This window comes from Paraburkholderia sp. HD33-4 (assembly GCF_021390635.1).
In the GTDB taxonomy this organism is placed as follows: Bacteria; Pseudomonadota; Gammaproteobacteria; order Burkholderiales; family Burkholderiaceae; genus Paraburkholderia.
Window position 1 is genome coordinate 1603667 of sequence record NZ_JAJEJS010000002.1, and the last position, 17496, is coordinate 1621162.

Consider the following 17496-nt stretch of genomic DNA (forward strand, 5'->3'; position numbering starts at 1 on the left):
CGTGAACCGTGCGGCCGAAAAGCGCTTCGGGCTGACCGTGGGCAATGAAAGCGGCCATTATATCTTTACGCTGTGGCCGCAGCGCCGGTTTGTCGGCCATCGCGGGATGCCGCCGATCGCGACGGCATGGCGCCGTGCCGCGGACCCGCGGGCCACATTGCGGCGGTATCATGCGGACTTTCGCAACCCGCGGTCCAAGCCTGCGCGAGGCCGCATGCGTGACGCGGCGCTGCGTAATCGCTAAAGAAACGACGCAACTGATGAGGATGGATGCATGCCGGCATGGCTGACCGTAGTGGGCATTGGCGACGACGGCTTCGCCGGTTTGGGGCGGCCCGCGCGGCGTGCGTTGCTGGGCGCGTCGGTCGTGTACGGCGGCGAGCGCCATCTGGCGATGCTGCCCGCGCGGCTCGCCGCGCGCCGTGCCGCGTGGCCGCGTCCGTTCGATCTCGCGCCGTTGCTCGCCGAGCGTCCGCACGCGGTGTGCGTGCTCGCGAGCGGCGACCCGATGCTGTTCGGCGTCGGCGCGACCCTCGCGCGGCAGTTGCCGCCCGGCGAATTGCGCGTGCTGCCCGCGCCGTCGTCGTTGTCGCTCGCGGCCGCGCGGCTCGGCTGGCCGTTGCAGGATGTCGCGACCGTGTCGCTGGTCGGCCGGCCGCTCGCCGCGCTGAATGCGCATCTGCATGACGGCGCGCGCCTGTTCGTGCTGAGCGCGGACGGGCGCACGCCCGCCGCGCTGGCGGCCTCGCTCGATGCGCGCGGTTTCGGCGCCACTCACATGAGCGTGCTCGAACATCTGGGCGGCGAGCGCGAACGGCTTGTCGATGGCCGCGCGGATCTTTGGCCGGCCGGCGAGATGGCCGCGCTCAATCTGATCGCGCTCGACTGCCGCGCGTCGGCGCAAGCGCCGCGTCTGCCGCTGACCTGCGGCTTGCCCGACGATGCCTTCATCCACGACGGCCAGTTGACCAAGCGCGACGTGCGCGCAATCACGCTCGCGCGCCTCGCGCCCGCGCCCGGCGAGTTGCTGTGGGACGTCGGCGCGGGCAGCGGCTCGATCGGTATCGAATGGATGCGCGCGCATCCCACGTGTCGCGCGATCGCGATCGAAGCGCACGAAGCGCGGCAGTGCTTCATCGAACGGAACCGCGACGCGTTGGGCGTGCCCGGGCTGCAACTCGTGGCCGGCCGCGCGCCGGACGCGTTGCGGGGGTTGCCTGCGCCGCATGCGGTGTTCATCGGCGGTGGGGTGACGGAGCCGGACGTGCTGGACACCTGCTGGGCGCAACTGCGCGACGGCGGCCGGCTCGTCGCGAACGCGGTGACGCTGCAAGGCGAGGCGGTGCTCGCCGCGTGGCGCGAGCGGCATGGCGGCACGCTGACGCGCATCGCGCTCGCTCATGCACAGCCGCTCGGCGGCTTCGATACGTGGCGCCAGGCGTTGCCGATCACGCTGCTCGATGTGACCAAACCCGCCAAAGCGTCGTCCGGGTCGTGATGCGCGACGAGACCCCCGAACAACCGGCGCCGCTGCGCAGCGGCTATACGACCGGCAGCTGCGCGACCGCGACGTCGCTCGCGGCCGCGCGTCTGCTGTTGGCCGGCGAGGTCAGCGAGGTTGCCGAGATCGTGTTGCCGAAGGGCCAGCATGTGCCGATGCGGCTCACGTTCTGCCGTCTTGTCGAGATGGCTGGCGAGCGGATCGCCGAAGCCGGCACGATCAAGGATGCCGGCGACGATCCCGACGTGACGCACGGCGCGCTCGTGTTCGCGCGCGTGCGGCTCGTACCCGGGCCCGGTGTGATCTTTCGGGCGGGGCCGGGTGTCGGCACGGTCACGCGCGCGGGGCTCACGCTGCCGGTCGGCGAGCCCGCGATCAATCCGGTCCCGCGCCAGATGATGTCCCAACACCTCGACGAACTCGCCGCACGCCACGCGTATCACGGCGGCTTCGAAGTGACGATCGGCGTGGAAAACGGCGAAGCGCTCGCGCTGAAAACGATGAACCCGCGTCTCGGTATCGTCGGCGGGCTGTCGATACTCGGCACCACCGGCATCGTGCGGCCGTTTTCGTGCTCGGCATATATCGCGTCGATTCATCAGGGCATCGATGTCGCGCGCGCGAACGGCTATACGCATGTGGCCGCCTGCACCGGCAACGCGAGCGAGGACGCGATGCGCGCGCATTACGGCCTGCCCGATATCGCGCTGATCGAAATGGGCGATTTCGTCGGCGCGGTGCTCAAGCATATGAAGCGCGCGCCGCTCGAGCGGCTGAGCATTTGCGGCGGCTTCGGCAAGCTCAGCAAGCTCGCGGCCGGCCATCTCGATCTGCATAGCCGCAACTCCAGTATCGATCTCGAACAGCTCGCAGGCTGGGCCGCCGAGCATGGCGCCAACGCCGAGCTGCAAGCGGCGATGCGCGCGGCCAACACCAGCCAGCAGGCGCTCGCGCTTGCTCACGCGCAACAGGTGCGGCTCGGCGATATCGTCTGCGAACATGCGTTGGCCGTGGCACGCGACATCGTGCCGCCGCAGGTCAGCGTCGAAATCTTCGCGATCGACCGGCAGGGCAACTTCGTCGGAGCCGCCCGATGACGCGCATCCTGTTGCTTGGGGGCACCGGCGACGCGCTGAAGATCGCGCGCCAACTCGATCCCGCGCATGTGTACAGTCTCGCGGGACTCGGCAAGGTGCCCGACGACTTGCAGTGCGCGGTGCGCGTCGGCGGTTTCGGCGGCAGCGAGGGGCTGGCGCGTTACCTCGCGAGCGAAGCGATCGGCCTCGTGATCGACGCGACGCATCCGTACGCGGCGCGGATCAGCGCGAATGCCGCAGAGGCGTGTCGCGTGGCGAAGGTGCCGTGCTGGGCGCTGCGGCGTCCAGCATGGCAGCCGCAAGCCGGCGACGACTGGCGCATGGTCGACGACTGGCACGAACTGATCGACGCGCTCGCGCCGTTCAGGCGGCCGCTTTTCACGCTCGGCCGCGAACCTCTCGCGCATCTCGACGAGATCCCGCCGCATCAGTTCTGGACCGTGCGCGTGCTGGATTCGCATCCGGACACCGCGCGCTCTCGCATCATCGCGGCACGCGGACCGTTCACGCTCGACGGCGAACGCGCGCTGTTCGCGCTGCAGGCGTTCGACGTCGTCGTCAGTAAGAACAGCGGTGGCGGCGCGACCGAGGCGAAACTCGAGGTCGCGCGCGACCGCGGCTTGCCGGTGATCATGCTGCGACGGCCGATGTTGCCCGAGGTCGATCGCGAGTTCGCCACCGTTGCCGAGGTGCTCGTAGCACTGCCTGCATGAGTCGGGCAACGGGGCATTGAATCAATACTGGAGTACTGAATGACGGTGTTTTTTATCGGCGCGGGTCCCGGCGACCCGGAGCTGATCACGGTGAAAGGGCAGCGGCTCGTGCGCAGTTGTCCGGTGATCCTGTATGCGGGGTCGCTGGTGCCGGCGGCGGTGCTCGACGGTCACAGCGCCGAACAGGTGATCAACACCGCGGAGCTCGATCTCGACCAGATCGTCGCGCTGCTCGAAGCGGCGCACGCGAAGGGCCAACATGTGGCGCGCGTGCATTCGGGCGATCCGTCGCTGTACGGTGCGATCGGCGAGCAGATTCGCCGCTTGCGCGAGCTGGGCATTCCGTATGAGATCGTGCCCGGCGTGACCGCGACGGCCGCGTGCGCGGCCGCGCTCGGTTGCGAGCTGACGCTGCCCGGCGTGTCGCAGACGCTGATCCTCACGCGCTACGCGAGCAAAACGTCGATGCCCGAGGGCGAGCAGTTGGGCGATCTGGCACGGCATCGCGCGACGCTCGCGATTCACCTCGGCGTGCGGCATCTCGCGCGCATCGTCGATGAATTGCGGCCGCATTACGGCGGCGCGTGTCCGATCGCGGTGATCTATCGCGCGAGCTGGCCCGACGAGGAGAAAATCACCGGCACGCTCGACGATATCGTCGCGAAAGTGCAGGGCAGCGCGATCGAACGCACCGCGCTGATCGTGGTCGGGCAGGTGCTGGCGGCCGAAGGGTTCGCCAATTCGACGCTGTATGGAAAGGGCAGCTGACGGCACCGGGCAAGGGCGGATTTGGGCGGCGCCGTGAAAGCCTTTCACCTGTCAGGAAGCGCCGTGACTTGTCGATCATAATGTGACGCAGCGCGAACCCGGTCGCCCGTCTACTGGCAAAACGCGAACGCGCGAAAGCCCGAAAATCCGCAAGTTCTGCACCGCCACACGGCGCGCAGACCGCTATCGTGGCGCCATGATGAAGCCCAGCACCGAACGTGATTACCGTCGACGGATCGCTCGCGTGGTCGAGGCCATTCTGCTCGAACCCGGCGCGCGGCACACGCTGGACAGCCTCGCCGCCGTCGCGCATATGTCGCCGTATCACTTCCACCGGATCTATCGCGCGTTGATGGGCGAGAGCGTGGTCGACACCGTCAAGCGTCTGCGGCTCGCCGAGGCGGCGCAGCGGCTGACCGATGCGGCGCAGGTGACCGCGGTCGCGCACGACGCCGGTTACGACAGTCCGCAAGCGTTCGCGCGCGCGTTTCGCGACTTTACCGGTGTGTCGCCGAGCGAATTCAGGACCCGGCAGCGGCATCTGGCTGCGAATCCGGCGGCTTCGGCGGCTTCGTCGCGCACGCGGCGAACGGCGCAAGCGCGCAGCGCACAGCGTGGCAACGACGATGGCCTCGGCATTGACGATGATGCCGAGGCTAAGCGCAACCAAAGCGCCGCAAGCGAAAGCACGCCCGCATTGCCGTCCGTAGAAGTCGCCGAGTTCGCGCCGCTCGACGTGCTGTGCCTTCGCCATGACGGCCCGGTCGCGACGATCGGCCAGACCTTCCACACGCTGATGACGGCGCTGCGCTGCGACGAGAATCCGCTGTTGCAACAGCGTGTCGGTATCTGCGCGCGCGATCCGTCGATGGCCGGCGGGTTTTGCTATCGCGCGGGAATCGTCGCGGGGTCGCAGGTGGCGTTCAGCGCTGCGATGGAGCGGCTCGACGAGTCCGCGCAACGCTCGCGTACTGCCGGGTCACCGCCGTCGGGCATCGAGCCGCTGCGGCTCGAAGGCGGCCTGTACGCGGTGCACCGCCTCGTCGGCCCGTATGCGCTGATCTCGCCGACTTTCAGGGCGCTGTACAGCGGCTGGCTGCCGCGCAGCGGCTATCGGCGCGATCAACGTCCGGGGCTCGAACTGTATCGAAGCGCGCCCGATCGCGGCGCGCTGCATCCCTGCGTCACCGATCTGCTGATCCCCATTCGCGAGGACTAACCATGATGCGTCGAGGCTGTGCCGCGCTGTCGAGCGCGTTGGCGGTATCGTTAACTGTGGCGTTGTCGGGGGCGCTGTCCGGCGCGATATGGACTTCGTGGCCGGCGCACGCGATCGCGCAAACCGCGTCGGCCGACTGGCATGTCGGCGAAACGAGCCGCGTGTTTCATCCCGCCGTAGCCCGCAATTGGCGCGGCGCGCAAACGCAGGCGCTGATCACGCGCATCTGGTATCCGGCCGACGCGACGCAACCCGAGACACGTCACGATATCGGCGCGCCGGGCCATCCGATGTTCGTCGGCCACGCGGCCGCCGACGATGCGCCGCTGTCCGCCACGCAGCCCAAATACCCGTTGCTGGTGCTGTCGCACGGCACCGGCGGCAGCGCGGACAGTCTCGACTGGCTCGCGGCGTCGCTGGCCGCGCAGGGCTATATCGTCGCGGGCGTCAATCATCCGGGTAACAACGTGCTGGAGCCGCGCACCCGCGACGGTTTCATCCTCTGGTGGGAGCGCGCGACCGACTTGAGCGAAGTGCTCGACGGCATGCTCGCGGACCCGCGTTTCGGGCCGCGCGTCGACACCACCCGGATCGGCGCGCTGGGCTTTTCGCTCGGCGGATATACGGTGCTCGAAGTCGCGGGCGCGCGTACCGATCGTGCCGCGTTCGAGCGCTTCTGCACGTCGCCCGAAGCCGATGCGATCTGCTCGCCGCCCGAAGCCGCGCGTCTCGCGCACGCGCCGGGTGCGCCGGCGCTGACGATTGAAAACCTGTCGGCCGAAGCGAACGCATCGCGCGCGCGTTCGGACGACTCGTATCGCGATCCGCGCATCAAGGCCGCGTTCGCGATCGCCCCCGCGCTCGGTGAGGCGTTCAACAGCTCGTCGTTCAGGGAAGTGACGATTCCGGTCGCTCTGCTCGCGGGCGAGGCCGATACGACCGCGCCGGTCAACACCAACATTCACCGTATCGCAGGCTTCATGCCGCAAGCGACGGTGACGATGGTGCCGGGCGCCTCGCACTACACGTTCATGGATGTGTGCGAGCCCGAGGTGATGGAGCGGCTGGCGCCGATCTGCAAGGATGGACCGGGTGTCGACCGCGCGGCGGTTCATGCGCGAACCGCGGCACAGGTGCGCGACTTCTTCGCGGCGACGCTGCCGGCGGCCGGCTCGTAGCGCTCGCGAACGCCTGTGGTTCGCTACGCCGCGCGACTCACTCCTCGAGCGGCGACAAGGCTTTGACTGGCACCGGCTTGTCCTCGCCGAACCGGATCGTCGGCACCAGCGAAAGCAGCACGACCACGAACAGCGCGATCACGAACATCGACACGAAGGTCAGATGCAGCGACTGGTGCAGCACCAGCCGGACCAGATCGCTGTCGCCGAGATCGGCGGCGCGGTTCTGCAGCAGCGCCTTCAACTGATCCGACGTGACCGTCACGGTGCCTTCCGAATGACTGAGCCCGAAGTTCAGCACCGCGCCGAACAACGTTGCGCCGAGCGTGCTGCCGAGATTGCGCGAGAACAGGTTCGACGCGGTCGCGCTGCCGCGTTCGTCCATCCTGACGATCTCCTGGATCAGCACCAGCGAACTGACGCTCGACGTGCCCATGCCGAAGCCCATGACCAGCGACGCGAACCCGGCGACGAGCGGCGACGCGCCCGGCGACAGGAACAGCAGCAGCACCGCGCCGAGCGGCACGAACGCGCTGCCGCAGATCAGGATGCGCCGCAAGCCGAGCCGGTGAAACGACTTCGCGGCGAAGGTCGCGCCGGTCGGCCAGCCGACCATCATCATCGTCAGCGCGAGTCCGGCGACCACCGGCGAACGATGCAGCACGCCCTGCACGTACATCGGCAGGAACGTGGTCGCGCCCATCAGGATCATGCCGGCCAGCACCGTCGCGCTGTTGCACGCGGCGATCGGGCGGCGGCTCCATAGCGCGAACGAGATCATCGGTTCGGCCGCGCGGCGTTCCTGCAGCACGAACAGCAGCACGCACAGCACGAACACGCCGGCCGCGAACGAGGCTTGCGAGATTGCGTCGTCGCCGGCGTAGGTCAGCGCCATCATCAGCGCGGCGATCGCGGCCATGAACAGCGCGGCGCCGGCGAAATCGATGGACGGCCGCGTGTGCCGCTCCGATTCGCGCAGGAACGCGATGAAGAGCGCCGCCGACGCCAGCCCGATCGGCACGTTCATCCAGAAGATCCACGCCCACGACAGGTTGTGAATGATGAAGCCGCCGAGCATCGGACCCACGACCGCCGAAATCGCCCACACGCTCGCCAGATAGCCTTGCACCTTGCCGCGTTCGCGCGCCGGGTACAGATCGGCGACGACGGTCAGCGTGACCGGTTGGATCGCCCCCGCGCCGATCCCCTGGATCAGGCGGAACACGATCATCGCCGGCATCGACCACGCGAAGCCGGCCAGCACCGAGCCGACGAGGAAGATCGCGATGCCCGCGAGGATCACGGGCTTGCGTCCATAGAGGTCGGCGAGCTTGCCGAACACGACGGTCATCGCGGTCTGCGTGAGCAGGAACGACGAGAACACCCAGCTATATAAATGCAGGTCGCCGAGTTGCGAGACGATCTGCGGCATCGCGGTCGACACGATGGTCGCCTCGATTGCGACCATCGCCATCGAGGCCATCACGGCGGCGATCACGAGCGGGCGTGAAGATTGAAGGCTGCGGGACATGAAGGGCGTAGTATCGATATGTTGAGTGCGTCGACGGCCCGGAGGAGGCCTTGCTGCGACGCATCGGCGCGGCCACGTGTGGCGGCCGCTCAGGAGTATGCACCTTGTGGAGAATGCGTGCTCGCGCCCCGGCAGCCGGGAGGCAGGCCGGCGTGGGCACGACCGTTGCGTATTCGGATTTCCCTTTGACACACGGAGGACAATCATGAGGATCGAATTCACCGGACGGCGGGAAGTGGTGGCTGCTGCGCGCGTCGCCTACGAGGCCAATGTGGACGGGAAGGACGTATGGTGCAGCGTGTCGCTCGACGCGCTCAATGACCATTTCGGCAATGGCAGCCTCGGCAACGGCGCCCCGTCGGCTCACGATCTGGTGGGAGCGTTCGAGGCGAATCGCGCGCGCATTGAAAATGCCACGCGGCGGGTGCTCGAACGCAACGGGGGACGGTCCGTGGAGCTCGAGACGCGCGACTTCGATTGAGCGATCCGCTTGATTACAGCGGGTCAAACGATTCGGGCCGCGGTGGAAAGGACTCTTCCGCCGCGGCGTCTGTATCCGCAACGCCGGCGCGGCTACAGTATCGACGCACACACCGCTTCACGCGTGTGAGCGAGAGAGTTGGACCCGGCTGCCGGCAGCCGGGTCTTTTTTTATGGCGCGGGAGTATGGCGCATGCACACCATTATTCCGCTGGCAATTCGCCGCAGGAGCGCCCGACGATTAGCACGGTGATTCGCGCGACGATTGAAGGGCTGCGGTATAGTCGCGGCAAACTTTAAATCCGTCTCTTCGATTCTCTGGAGAATATCGTGCAGGAAATCATCGAAGGTCTGATCCGCTTTCAACGCGAGGTCTTTCCCCAGCAAAGCGCGCTCTTCAAGCGTTTATCGACCGCGCAGAATCCCAGCACACTCTTCGTGACCTGTTCGGATAGCCGCGTGGTGCCGGAACTGCTGACGCAGACCGAACCGGGCTCGCTGTTCGTGATCCGCAACGCGGGCAACATCGTGCCGTCGTACGGCCCCGAGCCGGGCGGCGTGTCGGCGACCGTCGAATATGCGATCGCCGTGCTCGGCGTGACCGACATCGTGATCTGCGGCCATTCGAACTGCGGCGCGATGACGGCGATCTCGACCTGCACGAATCTGGAGCACATGCCGGCGGTCGCGAGCTGGCTGCGTCACGCCGATGCGGCAAAAGCGATCAACGCGTCGCGCCATTACCACTCGGATGCGGAGCGTCTCGAGGCGCTGGTCAAGGACAACGTGATCGCGCAGCTCGGTAATATCCGCACCCATCCGTCGGTGGCGGTCGGGCTCGTGAACAAGACGCTGCGGCTGCATGGCTGGATCTTCAATATCGAAAGCGGCGAAATGCTCGCGCTCGATGGCAAGACCGGTAAATTTTTGTCGCTTGCGGATAATCGGGAAATTTATGCGGGTTGAAGCGGGATTGAAACGGGGTTTCTAGTTTGAAGGATTGACACCCTGGTTTGCTAAAACCCTTGCATAAAGCGAACGCGGCGCAGCGGATTTTTCCGCTGCGCCGCGTTTTTTTTCGGGTCGGCCGGCGCGGGCGGCGCAGTCTTAATCTCGCCGCGCCGCCCGTCACCAGCACCTCGATCAGCTCGACGTCACCAGCGCGTCCGACGGCACGATCTGCAACACGCCGGGGCTCTTCGCGGCCGGGTTCGACCACAACAGATGCATGCTCGCCGTCCCGGTGCCGTGCACGTACTCGACCTTGATCGACGCGCTCTGGTTCGCGGCGAAATGGACCTTGGCCGAAGCACTGCCTTGCGTCGCGCTGGTCTTGTCGATCACCTGCACGCCATTGATCCACAGACGCGCTACGTTGTCGCTGTTGATCGTGAACGTATATTCGCCGTCCTGGGTCGCCTTTAGCGCGCCGGTCCAGCGCACGCCGTAGTTGGTCGCGTTGACGCCGGCCGATGCATCAGGCGAGTCGGTGCCGCGCTCGGTGTTCAGATCGAAGTCGATCAGCGGCGTGATCGACGTCTTCACCGGCGCCGCGCTGAAGGTCGGATCGTTGTAGTACGCGACCTGCAGCACCGGCAGCTTGACGTCGAAGCCGCCCGTCAGCGCCTGGGTTTCCGACGTCTGCCACGGATGCCCGTCCGGATAGAACGTCCCCTGGAACGGCGTCGCCGGTTCGACCGTGGCGGGCGCGCCCGGTGTCTGGCCCCAGTGGAAGCGCGTATTGGTGCGGCCGATCATCAGCTCCCACACGATGAAGCCGGTGGTGCCGCCGTAGTTCGCGACGATACCCGGCATCGTCTGACCCGTCGTGCCCGCGAAGCCGCGTTGCAGCGTCTCCGAGTTCAGCGCGTTGATGCTGCTGCCATTGACCGGACCCGTGTACGGATTGTTGTACGGATGGAACCCATAGAAGTCCGAAAAGTACGTGCCTTCGTCTTCCTGCACCTGCGGCGAGTTGATCGGCTGCGTCGCGCCCGCGTTCAGGATCGCGATGCGCGCATCGTTCATCATCACCGCGCGGGTGTTCTGCAATGACCCGTTACCGCTGCAGCCCGGTTCGTTCATCGGCTCCCAGAAGATGATGCGCGGGTCGTTGCGATGCGGCGCGACGAAGTCGGTGATGTAGTTCGCGAGGCTCTGCTTGTACGTGATCGCCGGGTTCGACGCGCTCGCCTGGAAGTACGCCTGCTCGACCGGCGTGCCCGGCGACTGCACCCACTGGCTGTTATGCACGCCCCAGACCGGCGCGGGCTGCGGGCCGTATTGAGGGGTGGGGTTCCAGCAGTCGTCGTAGAAGATCGGCGAGACCTTGATGCCGTGCCGCGCGGCGATCGTCAGCAGGTTTTCGAACTTGCTCAGGAAGGCCACGCGATCGTTCGCCCACACCAGGTAGTGCAGATACACGGCGACCGTGTTCATGCCGTAGGTCTGCGCATAGGTGAGCTCGCGGTTGACGATCTCGGGATCGTAGTTCTCCCAGAAGTCGATCGCGTTGACCACGTTGGACGGCGTATAGACCGCGCCGACCACCTTCGAGAAATCGTAGACGGGCGAGGTCACGGTCGGATACGTATGGATCGTGATGTTGCTGAACGACACGCCGACCCCGAAGCGCCGCACGCCGAAGCTGCCCGACTGGAACGCCGCGGGCAGCGCGTTGGTCGCGTCGTTGGCGCTCACCACGCGCTGGCCGTCGAGGTCGACGAGGATCGCGTTGCCGCTCGTCGTCACTTTCAGATGATGCGTGCTGCCGCCGACGATCGAACTGATCGGGTACTGGATGAAATTGGTCCAGTTGTTGTTCTCGCGGCCCACCACGAGCGCATGCGAGCCGGTGTCGAGGCCGATGAAATAGCCGGTCAGGCTGTCCGGGCCGCCCGCGGTCGGGTTCGTCGTGCGCACCACGAAGCCGGCATTCGCGGGGCCCGTGCCGACCGGCGCACTGACGGTCACGTCCGCTTCGTACGACGCGCTCGCGTAGGTCGAGCCTAGCGCGACGGCCTTGTCGCCGGCGCCGGTGCCGTTGGCGGGCGGCGCGTCGATCGCGATCGTCGACGCACTGGCGCCCGGGTGCCAGGTGCTCGCCGAACCGGGCGCGAGGTAGCTGGTGAAATCGCCGAACGACAGCGTCGTCGTCGCGGTTGCGGCAGGCGGCGCGGGCGGCGTGTAGGGCGCCAGGTTCAGTGTCGGGTCCGCGATCACGAGCGGCGGGGTGGTCGTTTTCATGCCGACCGGGATGGCCTTGGCGGCTTTGAACTCATTCTGCACGGCGGCCGCGTCGGCCGAAGCCGCGGCGGTGGCCGACGCCGACGAGGCGGCCGCGGCAGCCGTCGCATCGATCGCGTTGACCTGGCGGTTCGCCGTAGCGGACCCGTTTTGCGAACCGTCATTGCCGCCGCAGGCGCTCAGCATCGCGAGCGCGGCCAGCACATAGTAATTGCGCACCTGTATCTCCTGAGGTCCCCGCTTGGTCGATGGTCATAATTATTATTAAATGCGCATACGGCGAACCTGCTTGAAAGCGTCGCTGTAAGAGTACGGAAATCGATATGAATAATATTATTAGTTCGTCTGACCAGTATCGGTGGATTCCCGGATTTGCCAAAGTGGGGCGCGCGGGTTACGCGCGAGGGTGCGCGCGAGTGCGGGCATAATCCTGTTTCCCCTCAGTTTCCCGTCACCCACGCTCACCGAACCCTTCATGCCGCCAGTCGTCGCCGTCCGCCCGAGCGCCGTACCGTTGCGCAGCGTCGCGCTGATCCTCGTATCGATGCTTTGCTTTGCGCTCGTCGACGCGTTGGCGAAATCGCTTGCGCTCGCCTATCCGGCCAACGAGGTCACGTTCTTTCGCATGCTGTTCGGTTTGTTTCCGGCAGTCGCGATGTGCCTGCGCGGCAAGCCGCTCGCCACGCGCTTGCGGCATATGGACGTGCGCGGGCAGACTCTGCGCGCGTTGACGCTGCTCGGCGCATCGGGCCTGTTCTTTGCCGGACTGCCGTATATGCCGCTCAGCGAGGCGGTGGCGATCGTCTATTCGGAGACCTTGCTGGTGATCGTGCTGGCGCCGCTGCTGTTGCACGAGACGCTGAAGCCGCGCGACGCACTGGCCGCGGCGGTCGGCTTCGCCGGCATGCTGCTGGTGGTGCGTCCGGACGGCTCGCATTCGAGCTGGCTCGGGCCCGCGCTGCTGATCGCGAGCGCGTTGTGCGGCGCGCTGTCGATCATCCAGATCAAGCGCATCAAGGCCAGCGACGATTCGAGCACCACCGTGCTGTACTTCACGCTGGTCGGCACGGTGGTGATGGGTGCGTCGCTGATTTTCGCGTGGCGCACACCGTCGTTCGATGCGCTCGCGATCATGGCGCTACTCGGCGCGCTCGCGACGGCCGGACAGTTGCTGATGACGATGGCGTTTCGCGACGCCGATGCCGGCGCGCTCGCGCCGTACAACTACACGAGCATCGTGTGGGCGACGCTGTTCGGCTACCTGGTGTGGGGCGAGACGGTTGGCGGGATTTCGATGCTCGGTATCGCGCTGATCGTTGGTAGTTCGATCGCCGTTGCGATGCGGCGGAAGTCGGAGGAAGGGCCGCTTGTTTAGGTCGGGTTTGCGGGGCGGAAAACGGGGTTCAAAAGCGCGCCGGAAAATGTCGGATGGCACATGAGGTGAAATTTGAGTTAGGGAAGTCAAAAACTACTGGCGCGGTGCTTGAAAAGATCCGGGCAGTCGACAAGTCATTGCGGGTGTGAGGGGGGCCGCGATTGTCGTTGGTCGACCCTGAGCGGACTCTCGACCCTCTCGAAAGCGGTCGTTCATAGCTCACTTAGTCTGACGGACATACCTCTACCCTCGGCGTATTTGCAGCGCTCGGTCGGTGGCGAGGTTGATCGCGCTCCTCGCGTGGCGGCAAGGCCACCAGCTTGGCATGATGCGGGACGGGTGCGACATTCGAATTCATCCGAAGTATGACATTAGAAAAAGACTGGAAACATTCTGTCGGCGGTATAACTTGTCATTACGTTAGATGAATCTGGGACCAGAAAATGGGAAAGTCGCCAGCGCTAGCCAGCTTTTTGGCGCTCGTAGCCTGGTCGGCCGGCGCTGCTCAATGGGAAGTCATCGGCGCCGCACAAAACAAGTCGGTGGTCGTCTACATCGATCGGCAGAGCATCACTAACGACCGCGCCTACAGAAAGGCATGGGTGCGATACAGCTATTCGCGAGCCCATTCCGGCAACCGGGACACAGGCTTCAAGCCGTACAGATCCACCCTGATGCTTACCTGGTTCGATTGCAACGCGAGGAAATTTGCCGTAGGAAAAGTGGTTGTCTACGCCGCAGACGATGGAACAGGAGATCCGCTACACACCGGATCGGTAGAAAGCCCCCTGCGCTACGTAGACGACGTGACTCCAGGCACGCTTGGCGAACAAGTGCTGACACGAGTCTGCGCTCAGCCGAAGCAGGACTTACCCACAAGCATCCCTAGCTTAAGCGGCTACGACACCGAGACGCGGCTAACAATGGAGCTTGCTTGCGGTTCGGAAAAGGGGAGCGGCCCTGTCGCCTACGGCGCGTGCCTGAACCGGCAGATCGCTTCGCTGCAAAGCTCGCCGGGCATCCCAAGTCTGAGCGGCTACGACAACGACACGCGACTAACAATGGAGCTTGCTTGCGGTTCGGAAAAGGGGAACGGCCCTGTCGCCTACGGCGCGTGCCTGAACCGGCAGATCGCTTCGCTGCAAAGCTCGCCGGGCATCCCAAGTCTGAGCGGCTACGACAACGACACGCGACTAACAATGGAGCTTGCTTGCGGTTCGGAAAAGGGGAACGGCCCTGTCGCCTACGGCGCGTGCCTGAACCGGCAGATCGCTTCGCTGCAAAGCTCGCCGGGCATCCCAAGTCTGAGCGGCTACGACACCGAGACGCGACTAACAATGGAGCTTGCTTGCGGTTCGGAAAAGGGGAACGGCCCTGTCGCCTACGGCGCGTGCCTGAACCGGCAGATCGCTTCGCTGCGAAGCTCGCCGGGCATCCCAAGTCTGAGCGGCTACGACACCGAGACGCGACTAACAATGGAGCTTGCTTGCGGTTCGGAAAAGGGGAACGGGCCTGTCGCCTACGGCACGTGTTTGCGCAAGCAAGTCGAAAGCCTCGGAACGCTCCCAAAACCAAAGTGAACCGCACCGCTTAGTTCTGTTCGAACGGTCCGCTTCTGGCCGACTGCCGCCCGACGCGGTCGGCGGGTCGCGCCCCGTCGCAGACCCTGAGTCAGGGGCGACAACGGTGGCTCTTTTCGGATGCTCAACGGCCATCCGAAATTTCGCGGATCGGGCTTGCGAAACCCATCAACTTCCACCGTCGGTTCAACAACATCGCCTCAACGGAACCTGCAATGCGTCGAAGTCCATGAGGCTTCCGATGCCCATCCATTGGTTGCTCGGACGTGCTACAAGAGTTGGTGCCGCTCGAATCAGAAGAAGTGGCGAAGACCAACGCGGGACACGAACTGCTTATCCGTCGACGACGGCCCCATCGTAGCGATCGACGCGACGGTGCCCGTTGCGCCGCCCGCCTTCTGTCCCGCCAACTCGAGATAAACATCGGTCCGCTTCGATAACAGATAGTCGGCAGCCAGGTTCAGCGAATACCAGTGCGAATCCTCCAGCTTGTCGTAAGAGACCTTGGCGGACAGCGCGACATCGGCCATCGGCCGATAGTCACCGCCAACGTGTATGACCTGGTCGGTCGCTGAATGGCCGTTCAGCTTCAACTGGGTGTTCGTATAGATTGCCGAAGCGCGCCAGTTGCCGAACGCGTACATGCTCGCGGCACCGAAGATGCGCTGATTATCGACCAGCAGTACCGTCGAGGGCGTCAATCGCTGGCCCAACAGCGTCGGCGCGCCCGTGAGGCCTGCGTACACCGGTGCCTTGTTGATGTCGGTCAGCACGACAGCCGCGGAAAACGGTCCGTAGCTATATTGGACATTCCCGCTATAGGCTCGCCCGATATTGGTCGACGAAGTACCGGCATTCTGACCGAACGAATACATCGTTCCGAACGTCAATCCGCCGAAGCTCGCGCTGTTGAATTGCACGGCGTTGTTCAGACGCTCCCCCGAGGTGCGGTCGAGGTCCGCGTTCTGGAACACCATGATTCCACCATTGAGGAACGGCACCATGTACCGTTCCAATTGCAGCGTGTAGTCATACTGACGACCGAGGTAGACATCACCGATGTTCGACTTCCCGAGACCGACGTACGCCTGCTTGCCGAAGATCAGGCCTTGACTCATGGCGCCCGTGTTCAGCGAAAAGCCGTTCTCGAGTTTGAAAACCGAACGCCAGCCGCCGCCCAGATCTTCGGTGCCGGTGAAACCCAGCGCATTGGCCTTGTTGATGCCATCCTGCATCTTGAACGCCGAGTGCCCGCCGATGTTGTTGATGTAGCTGATGCCGTTGTCGACGCTACCGTAGATCGTGACCGATGACTGGGCAAAGGCGCCGACGCCGATCGACTGGAGCATCAACATTGCGGCGATGTGGTGTCTCTTCATTTATTTTCCTGGCAACGTTCGATAATTTAGAAAAACAGCTTCCCCTGGCGGGCGATCTGCCCGCTGGATCTTTCTCGGTGGGGTGTCTGGGCAACCGGCGCGTCAAGCGCCGATATCGCGGTTCCGTGTTTCCGGCAGCAAGCTCGTGGCGACGAGGCTGATCACGCTGGTGGCCACCACGTAGTAAGCGGGGGCGAGGGCGCTATGGGTCACGGCGATGATCCACGTGACGGCGAGTTGCGTGGTGCCGCCAAAGATCGCGGTTCCTACTCCATACGTGATGGCGATGCCGGTACTGCGAAAGCGCGCGGGCATCAGTTCCGGAATTGCGACCAGCCCCGCGGCGGCACTCGCCGCGGTCAGCGAGGCGAGCACGGCGGTCGCGGCCAGCAGGCTTGTCGCGCGGGGCGCCGTGCTGAGCCACCAGAACATCGGCACGATCAGAACGGCCAGCGCGACGCGCGGCACGATCATCGCGGCCTTGCGCCCCCATGCATCGCAGATGAGCCCGCCGGCCAGCCCGAAGACGAACGTCAGCGCGCCGCCGATCAGCACGCTCATCTGGGCGAGCGTGGGCGGCAACTTCAAGACCTGAATCGCGAAGGTCGTCATGTAGTTGCCGACCTGCGACGAAACCGCGCCGGCCAGCAGAACCAGCGTGCCGAGCACGACATAGCGCAGGTTGCCGGACAGGCGGCTGCCGTCATCTCGCCCGGCACCTGCTTCACGCGTTTCATCGAGCGTTTCCGGAATATGGCGGCGAATGTAGGTCGCCACCGGCACGAGCAACAGGCTGAACAGGAACGGAATCCGCCATCCCCAGCTCGCGAGCTGCGAGGTGGTGAGCAGCAGCGACACGGTGACGCCAATCGTGCCGCCGACCGTCACGGCGATCCCCTGGCTCGCCAGCTGCCAGCTCGTGTAGAGGCCGCGGCGATGAGCGGGCGCAGCCTCGACGAGAAGCGCGGTCGACGGGCCGACCTCGCCGCCGAGGGCGAAGCCCTGGACGAGGCGGCAGATCACGACGATGACCGGCGCGGCTGCACCGATCACCGAGTAGGCCGGCGTGGCGGCGAGACCCAGGGTGCCGATCGTGATCAGCACGACCGTGAGGATCATCGCCGGCTTGCGTCCCGCCCGGTCCGCGAAGCGGCCGATCAGGACAGCGCCCAGCGGACGCATCAGAAAGCCGACGCCGAACGTGGCCATCGATGCCAGCAGGCTGCCGAACTCACCGCCAGCCGGAAAGAAGGCTTTGCCGATATACACGGCAAAAAAGGCGTAGATCACGAAATCGTAGAATTCGAGCGCATTGCCGGCGACGGCCCCGGCAACCGCCGTGCGGCTGATCGCAGGGCGCGTGCGGCGCACGCTGCTGCCGTCCTGAAGGCAGGCGTCGAGCGCACTGGAAGTGGTCATTTGCTGGGTC

At 65.4% G+C, this 17496-nt stretch carries 15 protein-coding genes; 11 read left to right on the forward strand and 4 right to left on the reverse strand.

Annotation, left to right across the window (positions count from 1 at the left end; translation table 11 throughout):
• Window position 1 precedes the first annotated feature (1 nt).
• The 7 genes from L0U84_RS27405 to L0U84_RS27435 all read left to right on the forward strand — a co-directional run bounded on the left by L0U84_RS27405 (window position 2) and on the right by L0U84_RS27435 (window position 6476).
• Window positions 2-244 (forward strand): hypothetical protein, encoded by a 243-nt coding sequence (locus tag L0U84_RS27405; RefSeq protein WP_233854612.1) that lies wholly within the window; start codon window positions 2-4, stop codon window positions 242-244.
• 30 nt (window positions 245-274) lie between these two features.
• Window positions 275-1498 (forward strand): precorrin-6y C5,15-methyltransferase (decarboxylating) subunit CbiE, encoded by a 1224-nt coding sequence (gene cbiE, locus L0U84_RS27410; RefSeq protein ID WP_233854614.1) that lies wholly within the window; start codon window positions 275-277, stop codon window positions 1496-1498.
• A complete protein-coding gene (locus L0U84_RS27415; RefSeq protein WP_233854616.1) occupies window positions 1498-2598 on the forward strand; it encodes a cobalt-precorrin-5B (C(1))-methyltransferase in 1101 nt (366 codons plus the stop codon). Before cbiE ends, L0U84_RS27415 begins: the two co-directional genes overlap by 1 nt.
• Entirely contained in the window at window positions 2595-3311 is a 717-nt protein-coding gene (locus L0U84_RS27420; protein WP_233854618.1) for a cobalt-precorrin-6A reductase, read from the forward strand. Before L0U84_RS27415 ends, L0U84_RS27420 begins: the two co-directional genes overlap by 4 nt.
• 39 nt (window positions 3312-3350) lie before the next feature.
• Window positions 3351-4079, forward strand: a complete 729-nt coding sequence (cobM, locus tag L0U84_RS27425) for a precorrin-4 C(11)-methyltransferase (RefSeq protein WP_233854620.1) — start codon at window positions 3351-3353, stop codon at window positions 4077-4079.
• A gap of 196 nt (window positions 4080-4275) precedes the next feature.
• Complete coding sequence (locus L0U84_RS27430; protein WP_233854622.1) at window positions 4276-5298, forward strand: AraC family transcriptional regulator; 1023 nt, start codon at window positions 4276-4278, stop codon at window positions 5296-5298.
• Window positions 5299-5300: 2 nt separating this feature from the next.
• Window positions 5301-6476: an alpha/beta hydrolase family protein gene (locus L0U84_RS27435; RefSeq protein ID WP_233854624.1), complete on the forward strand. Its 1176-nt coding sequence runs from the start codon at window positions 5301-5303 to the stop codon at window positions 6474-6476.
• A gap of 37 nt (window positions 6477-6513) precedes the next feature.
• Here the strand turns inward: L0U84_RS27435 and L0U84_RS27440 are convergent, their stop codons facing one another.
• Window positions 6514-8007, reverse strand: a complete 1494-nt coding sequence (locus tag L0U84_RS27440; RefSeq protein WP_233854626.1) for an MDR family MFS transporter — start codon at window positions 8005-8007, stop codon at window positions 6514-6516.
• Between the two features lie 205 nt (window positions 8008-8212).
• Here L0U84_RS27440 and L0U84_RS27445 point away from each other — a divergent pair, with 205 nt between their 5' ends.
• Both L0U84_RS27445 and L0U84_RS27450 read left to right on the forward strand, forming a co-directional pair.
• Window positions 8213-8488 (forward strand): DUF1488 domain-containing protein, encoded by a 276-nt coding sequence (locus L0U84_RS27445; protein ID WP_008923225.1) that lies wholly within the window; start codon window positions 8213-8215, stop codon window positions 8486-8488.
• Window positions 8489-8817: 329 nt separating this feature from the next.
• Complete coding sequence (locus tag L0U84_RS27450; protein WP_233854628.1) at window positions 8818-9453, forward strand: carbonic anhydrase; 636 nt, start codon at window positions 8818-8820, stop codon at window positions 9451-9453.
• A gap of 177 nt (window positions 9454-9630) precedes the next feature.
• Here L0U84_RS27450 and L0U84_RS27455 read toward each other — a convergent pair whose 3' ends face one another.
• Window positions 9631-11952 (reverse strand): PA14 domain-containing protein, encoded by a 2322-nt coding sequence (locus L0U84_RS27455; protein ID WP_233854630.1) that lies wholly within the window; start codon window positions 11950-11952, stop codon window positions 9631-9633.
• A 256-nt stretch (window positions 11953-12208) separates the two neighbouring features.
• Here L0U84_RS27455 and L0U84_RS27460 point away from each other — a divergent pair, with 256 nt between their 5' ends.
• Together L0U84_RS27460 and L0U84_RS27465 are read left to right on the forward strand one after the other, a co-directional pair.
• Window positions 12209-13108, forward strand: a complete 900-nt coding sequence (locus tag L0U84_RS27460) for a DMT family transporter (protein ID WP_233854638.1) — start codon at window positions 12209-12211, stop codon at window positions 13106-13108.
• Window positions 13109-13551: 443 nt separating this feature from the next.
• On the forward strand, window positions 13552-14688 hold the full coding sequence (locus L0U84_RS27465) for a surface-adhesin E family protein (protein WP_233854640.1): 1137 nt from the start codon (window positions 13552-13554) through the stop codon (window positions 14686-14688).
• Window positions 14689-14981: 293 nt separating this feature from the next.
• On the opposite strand, the gene L0U84_RS27470 is transcribed toward L0U84_RS27465, so the two are convergent.
• Both L0U84_RS27470 and L0U84_RS27475 read right to left on the reverse strand, forming a co-directional pair.
• Entirely contained in the window at window positions 14982-16067 is a 1086-nt protein-coding gene (locus L0U84_RS27470; protein ID WP_233854642.1) for a porin, read from the reverse strand.
• Between the two features lie 102 nt (window positions 16068-16169).
• On the reverse strand, window positions 16170-17486 hold the full coding sequence (locus L0U84_RS27475) for an MFS transporter (protein WP_233854644.1): 1317 nt from the start codon (window positions 17484-17486) through the stop codon (window positions 16170-16172).
• Between the last annotated feature and the right edge of the window lie 10 nt (window positions 17487-17496).